This is a genomic window from Streptomyces scabichelini (assembly GCF_011045015.1).
GTDB lineage: Bacteria > Actinomycetota > Actinomycetes > Streptomycetales > Streptomycetaceae > Streptomyces > Streptomyces scabichelini.
Genome location: NZ_JAAKZY010000133.1, coordinates 22,272 through 28,483, shown reverse-complemented (window position 1 = coordinate 28,483; position 6,212 = coordinate 22,272). Strand labels below are relative to the sequence as shown.

Here is a 6,212-nt window from a genome sequence, read left to right as displayed (position 1 = left end):
AGCTGTGTATAAGAGACAGCCTCCATCACCATCCCCTCAGTCCGTCACATCGATCCCGTACCGATTCGTCTCCACCCCCGCCGCCGTGATCACCTGCACCTCAACCCGCCCGGGCTCCACATCCACAGGCACCGGCACAGTGAGCACCGCGTCGGACGGATTGCTGAAACCGCCGGCCACAGGGACCAGCGGCACATGCACGTGCACGGAGCCGATACGGACCACCATGCGCGACAGACGATCAGCGGTATGGGCCCCCGGAGGCACAAACCCAGCCCCCCGGATCTCGATGTCGTCGCCCGTGCGGATAGGCGCGTCGAGGTCACCGGCCTCCCGGGACCGGACGACCGAGAGGATCACCGGCCGACCCCCCTCCGCGTACTTTCCGGCGACGTACGTCGCGGCTGAGACCAGCACGACCAACGCCAACCCCCACGGCAGATCAGGCAACTGCTCGGGCCGCCGAGCAAGCCGTACCGCCGCGAACACAAGCGCGGCACCGGCCACCACGACGTACTGCGTGTCCGCGAAACTCCCCCGCCCGGAGTCATCGGTCAGCAGATCGGCGGCGCGCGGCCGATCGGCCCGTATCTTCTGCAGCCGCTGACCGAGCACGCGCAAGCCCACCACCCGCCGCGCCAGCACGGCGATCCCGCACACCACGGCGAGAACGGTGACGATCCCCGCACCCCGGGCGAGTTCGAGCCCGGCGAGCACCGCGGAGCGCTCGGCAGGCGAGGACGCGCCCGCGAGCCGCCCCGCCAGCACCAGCACGGCGTAGACGACGAACAGCACCCAACTCGCCGCCACCGCACGGGAAGTGGACAGCCGGTTGTCCTCACCGATGACGGGCGCCAGCGCGCCACCACGCGCCCGGTGCAACCACGACGCCCCGATCAGCAGCCCGCCCACGACCACGCCGGCGAGCAACCCGGCCGTTCGCGCCGCGGTCCAGCCCGCCCCGATCGCGGTGAGCGCCTGCACCAGGAGCAGACCCCCGACGACTCCCCCCACCACAAAGGCCGTACGCCGCCACAGCAGGCCCAGCCACACCTCCCCCTCGGCCCGGCCGCGCTCGGCGACGAGGTCCGCGGACTGGGTCAGCTCGTCCGACACCCACTGCCGCGAGGCCCCCGCCGAGTACGCGACAGCGGCAGGCAGCCCCCTGCCCGACGCCAACTCGTCCCGTTTAGCAAGAAATGCGGCAACTGCCCGTCGATGCCCTTCACGAGCCCCCTGCGGACAGTCCCCGCAGGTGCAGCCACCCTCGTGCGCGCCCTGTCCAACCTCCTGCACCGCCACCGCCCGCTGCCGCCTTCCCGCACCGCTCCATAGCAGAAACCCTCAGGACCAAGCCTCAGAACCAACCCGCAGAACCAACCCTCGCGACGAGAGCGCATTGTGCCGTACGCCACTCCACCCCGGCCCGGCAGGTCCGGTCAGCACCGGCCAACCACCCCCCACCGCGCCCATGACCCCCGCCCCATGTTGACCCGGCTGCGAGAATTTCCGTATGGCCGAGATCATCCAGCGCGACGGGACCTGGGCCTTCGACGGCAACACGGTCCGGATCACGCCGGGGCTCCACCGCTCCGTACCGCTGTTCCGGCAGACGTACGGAGAGATCGTCGTGCCGCTCGAAGCGGTCGCAAGCGTCGTCTACGAGCCCGAACGCAAGCGCGGCCGCCTGCGCCTGAGGCTCCGCGAGGGCGCCGACCCGCTGCTCCAGGCGACCGGCGGCCGCCTGCCCGACGCGGCGGACCCGTACCGGCTGACGGTGGACATCGATCGTTCAGGCGTCGCCGAGTATGTCGCGGAGGAGATACGCCGTGCCCTGCTCCTCGAGCAGATCCCCAAGGAGCCGGCGAAGGAGTACCTGCTGCCGGGCCCACCCGTGCCGGTCTCCGTCCGCTCCAGCGACGGCACGGTGTCATTCGACGGCGCCCAGGTCCGTATCGACTGGAGCGACACCTCGGACCGGGTGAAGCGCGCGACGGGTCCGCGCATCATCGACGTACCCGATCTCGTCCAGGTGGAGTGGCTGCCCAACTCCGGTTACGAGGACGGCTTTCTGCGCTTCGTGACCCGCGAGACCGCGTTCTCCAAACTCCCGCCGGAGAAGGACCCGTTCGCCCTCGACCTGTGGGGCAGCGCCCGCCGCGACCTGCTCACGGCGCTCGTCGCCACCGCGGTCACCGCCCGCCTTCCGCATCCGTCCACCCGCACCGGCGACTATCTTTCCGCCGACCCGCCCCGTCTTCCGACGGCGGCCCGGGACGCGGTACCGGACCGGCCGCAGCCCGAGAATCACGACGTACTCCTGCGCCGGCTACGGGAGTTGGGCGAGCTGCACCGCGACGGGGTGCTGACGGACGAGGAGTTCGCGGCGACGAAGGCCGCCGTACTCCGCGGATTCTGAGCGCCAGGGCCACGCCGCGGACCGATCGGCCTCCGCGGATTCTGAGCGCCACGACAGCCGATCAAGCAATCAAGACCGGTCACGACAACAGGTCAGGCTCACTCCTGCTGATGTCCTGCCACAGCGGCTGATAGTTGATCCACGCCACCAGGTCCCCGCCGAGCTGCTCACGCGTCGCGACCGCCTGCCGGTGGTCGATGAGCACCGGCCGGCCCGCCGCGCGGGCGGTGAGCTGGACCTGGCAGGAGCGTTCCATGGACACGAACCACCAGGCCGCCGCGTCGACCGAATCGCCGACGGTCAGCAGGCCGTGGTTGCGCAGCACGAGCGCCTTGCGGGTGCTGAGCGCGGCGGCGATTCTGCGCCCCTCGTCGGCGTCCACGGCGACTCCGGTGTACGCGTCGTACAGCGCGTGATCTTCGTAGAACGCGCAGCTCTCCTGTGTGATCGGATCGAGCAGCTCACCGAGCGCGGCCAGGGCCCGCCCGTGCACCGAGTGGCAGTGGGCGACCGCGACGACGTCCGGGCGGGCGGCATGCACCTGGGCGTGCACGGTGAACGCCGCCTGGTTCACGTGATAGCGCCCCTCGATCACCTGCCCCTCACCGTTGGCCATGACAAGATCTCCGACGGTGACGTGCTTGAAGGGCATCCCGAACGGATTGACCCAGAAGCAGTCGCTGAACTCCGGGTCGCGCGCGGTGATATGGCCGGAGACCCCGTCCTCGAAACCCAGCCGCCCGAAGATCCGCAGCGCCCCGGCGAGCCGCTCCTTTCTGTGCCGCCGCTCGTCGTCGAGCGACTCGTGCATGGGTGGCATGGCGAACCGCAGCTGATCGGTGGGTCGGGGCAGGGGCGGCGTGGGCCCGTGCATATGTCCTCCAGCCCAGTGGTACGGACTTCATTTACGGGCGGGAAGTTACCGTCGGTCAGCGCAGGAGAACAGAGATGTTCGTGAAGAGAGTGCACAACCGTTGTGCGGGGTCGAGGGTCTGCGTGTCTGCGAGAGTGAGACCGACTGTCCAGTCGGGCCATGGAGAAAGGGCAAAGAGATGAGAGGAGGCATGAACAGAACCGAGCGCCGGGTCGCCGAAATGCTCCGCCAGATCGCGACCCGTGATGTCGTCGTGCTGAACGACCTCGGTGGCTCGACGCGCAGGCTGGCGGCGCTCACGTATATCGCCGTCCAGTACGGATTCCGGTACGGGGATACGTGCAGGCAGGGCCAGACGCTCCAGGTCCGCCTGATTCGCGACACCCGCCCGGAGGCGCGCGAGCGGAGCACGGCGGCACTCAGCCGGCTGGCGGCCGGCCGTACGCCGGGCATGCGCCCCGGCACCCTCAAGCCTCTGCCGGACGCGGCTCCCGCGGTCGGGCTGCTCAGGGCCCGCATCGAGTTCGACGCCCTGGACGACGACCTGGACTGGCGTCGCAAGGCCGTCTTCATGAGCGCCAGCGCGGCCCTGATGGCGCTGCTGCTGATCCCCGCGGGATGGAGGGCGTCGCTCTGCGCCAGCGCCGCGATGGGCGCGGTGTTCACGGGCATCCTGCGCCTGGAGGTCGTACGCAAGGACCGGCTCGCACGGCGGTTGCGGGCGCACGGGCTGCTCTGAGGCACATCGCCCCAACCGCTCTTCAGAGACGACAGAAGCCGACAGAAAGCCGACAGGAGGTGTCGGGTATCGGCGCCAGACTCGTCGTATGACGCCGAACTGGGCAGCCTTCACGACCGCCGAACCCGACCTCGCCAAGACGGCCGAGGAACGCTTCGGCGCCTTCACGCACCACATCCTCGCGACCCTCCGCAAGGACGGGTCGCCGCGCACCTCCGGCCTCGAAGTCCGTTTCCTGAACGGGGAGTTGTGGCTCGGCATGATGCCGAACTCCCTCAAGGCGCTGGACCTGCGCCGCGACCCGCGCTTCGCGATCCAGGCGAATCCGGGGTCCGGGACGGAGATGGCGGGCGGTGACGTACGGATCTCGGGGCGGGCCATCGAGGTCACGGACCCCGAGACGGTGGCCCTGTATACGCAGGAGGTGGAACCGCCGGAGCCGTTCCACCTCTTCCGCACCGAGCTGACGGAGGTCGTACGGACCTACGTCGAGGACGACACGTATCTGGTCGTCGAGATCTGGAAGCCGGGCGAACCGTTGCGCAAGATCAAGCGGAAGTAGCCCGGCAGTAAACCCGGGAGTAAGCCCTTGAGGGGACCTACTCCCACTCGATCGTGCCCGGCGGCTTGCTCGTGATGTCGAGGACGACGCGGTTGACGTCCGCGACCTCGTTCGTGATCCGCGTCGAGATCTTCCCGAGGACGTCGTACGGCAGTCGCGACCAGTCGGCGGTCATCGCGTCCTCGCTCGACACCGGGCGGAGCACGATCGGGTGGCCGTACGTCCGGCCGTCGCCCTGGACGCCGACCGACCGCACGTCGGCGAGCAGCACGACCGGGCACTGCCAGATGTCGCGGTCGAGGCCGGCCGCGGTCAGCTCCTCGCGGGCGATGGCGTCGGCCTCGCGGAGCAGGTCGAGGCGCTCCTTGGTGACCTCGCCGACGATACGGATACCGAGGCCGGGGCCCGGGAACGGCTGGCGCTGGACGATCTCGTCGGGCAGGCCGAGCTCCTGGCCGACCATCCGGACCTCGTCCTTGAAGAGCTTGCGCAGCGGCTCGACGAGCTGGAACTCGATGTCTTCCGGCAGCCCGCCCACGTTGTGGTGGGACTTGATGTTGGCCGTGCCGGTGCCGCCACCGGACTCGACCACGTCCGGGTAGAGCGTGCCCTGCACGAGGAAGGCCACCTCGGGGCCCTCGTCCGCGATGATCTCCGCCTGCGCCTGCTCGAAGACCCGGATGAACTCGCGCCCGATGATCTTCCGCTTCTCCTCGGGGTCCGAGACGCCCTTGAGCGCGGTGAGGAACCGCTCCTCGGCGTCCACGACCTTCAGCTGTACGCCCGTCGCGGCCACGAAGTCCTTCTCGACCTGCTCCGTCTCGCCCTTGCGCATCAGGCCGTGGTCGACGTACACGCAGGTCAGCTGGGAGCCGATGGCCTTCTGTACGAGGGCGGCGGCGACCGCGGAGTCCACGCCGCCGGAGAGCCCGCAGATGGCGCGCTTCGTGCCGACCTGCTCGCGGATGGCCGCGACCTGCTCCTCGATGACGTTTCCGGTCGTCCAGGAGGGGGTGAGGCCCGCGCCGCGGTACAGGAAGTGCTCGAGCACCTGCTGGCCGTGCGTGGTGTGCATGACCTCCGGGTGGTACTGGACGCCGTACAGCTTCTTCTCGTCGTTCTCGAACGCGGCGACCGGGACGACGTCCGTGGAGCCCGTGACGGTGAAGCCCTCGGGGGCGGCGCTGCACGCGTCGCCGTGCGACATCCACACGGACTGCTCGTCCGGGGTGCCCTCGAAGAGGGTGGAGCCGGATTTCGAGACGTGCAGAGGCGTACGTCCGTACTCGCGGGCGCCCGTGTTGTCCACGGTGCCGCCGAGCGTCGTCGCCATCAGCTGGAAGCCGTAGCACATGCCGAAGACGGGGACGCCGGCCTCGAAGATCTCACGGTCCAGGCGCGGGGCGCCGTCCGCGTACACCGACGAGGGGCCGCCGGAGAGGATGATCGCCGCCGGGTTCTTGGCGAGCATGTCCTGGACCGGCATGGTGCTCGGCACGATCTCGCTGTAGACCCGGGCCTCGCGGACCCGGCGGGCGATGAGCTGCGCGTACTGCGCACCGAAGTCGACGACCAGGACGGTGTCGGGGGCGACGGGGGACGCTTCTGGCACGGTTTG

Annotated in this window: 6 protein-coding genes; 3 read left to right on the top strand and 3 right to left on the bottom strand. The window is 69.7% G+C overall.

Annotated features, from left to right (window positions below; genetic code table 11):
- Nucleotides 1-36: 36 nt before the first annotated feature.
- Entirely contained in the window at nucleotides 37-1,302 is a 1,266-nt protein-coding gene (locus G5C60_RS32835; protein WP_165264661.1) for a hypothetical protein, read from the bottom strand.
- Between the two features lie 211 nt (nucleotides 1,303-1,513).
- On the opposite strand from G5C60_RS32835, the gene G5C60_RS32830 reads away from it, so the two are divergent.
- A complete protein-coding gene (locus G5C60_RS32830; protein WP_165264660.1) occupies nucleotides 1,514-2,419 on the top strand; it encodes a DUF4429 domain-containing protein in 906 nt (301 codons plus the stop codon).
- Between the two features lie 79 nt (nucleotides 2,420-2,498).
- Here G5C60_RS32830 and G5C60_RS32825 read toward each other — a convergent pair whose 3' ends face one another.
- Nucleotides 2,499-3,293 carry a class II aldolase/adducin family protein gene (locus G5C60_RS32825; RefSeq protein WP_165264659.1) on the bottom strand — a complete coding sequence of 265 codons (795 nt, stop codon included), beginning with the start codon at nucleotides 3,291-3,293 and terminating at the stop codon, nucleotides 2,499-2,501.
- A gap of 190 nt (nucleotides 3,294-3,483) precedes the next feature.
- Between G5C60_RS32825 and G5C60_RS32820 the strand changes: the two genes are divergently transcribed.
- Nucleotides 3,484-4,032: a hypothetical protein gene (locus G5C60_RS32820; protein WP_165264658.1), complete on the top strand. Its 549-nt coding sequence runs from the start codon at nucleotides 3,484-3,486 to the stop codon at nucleotides 4,030-4,032.
- 88 nt (nucleotides 4,033-4,120) lie between these two features.
- Complete coding sequence (locus G5C60_RS32815) at nucleotides 4,121-4,594, top strand: pyridoxamine 5'-phosphate oxidase family protein (protein ID WP_165264657.1); 474 nt, start codon at nucleotides 4,121-4,123, stop codon at nucleotides 4,592-4,594.
- Nucleotides 4,595-4,631: 37 nt separating this feature from the next.
- Here G5C60_RS32815 and guaA read toward each other — a convergent pair whose 3' ends face one another.
- Nucleotides 4,632-6,206, bottom strand: coding sequence for a glutamine-hydrolyzing GMP synthase (gene guaA / locus G5C60_RS32810; RefSeq protein ID WP_165264656.1), 1,575 nt, complete (start codon nucleotides 6,204-6,206; stop codon nucleotides 4,632-4,634).
- Nucleotides 6,207-6,212 lie beyond the last annotated feature (6 nt).

Excerpts from the sequence above, each read along its gene's own strand:
- G5C60_RS32830 (WP_165264660.1), top strand. The coding sequence starts at position 1,514 with ATGGCCGAGATCATCCAGCGCGACGGGACCTGGGCCTTCGACGGCAAC.
- G5C60_RS32815 (WP_165264657.1), top strand. The coding sequence starts at position 4,121 with ATGACGCCGAACTGGGCAGCCTTCACGACCGCCGAACCCGACCTCGCC.
- G5C60_RS32825 (WP_165264659.1), bottom strand. The coding sequence starts at position 3,293 with ATGCACGGGCCCACGCCGCCCCTGCCCCGACCCACCGATCAGCTGCGG.
- G5C60_RS32820 (WP_165264658.1), top strand. The coding sequence starts at position 3,484 with ATGAACAGAACCGAGCGCCGGGTCGCCGAAATGCTCCGCCAGATCGCG.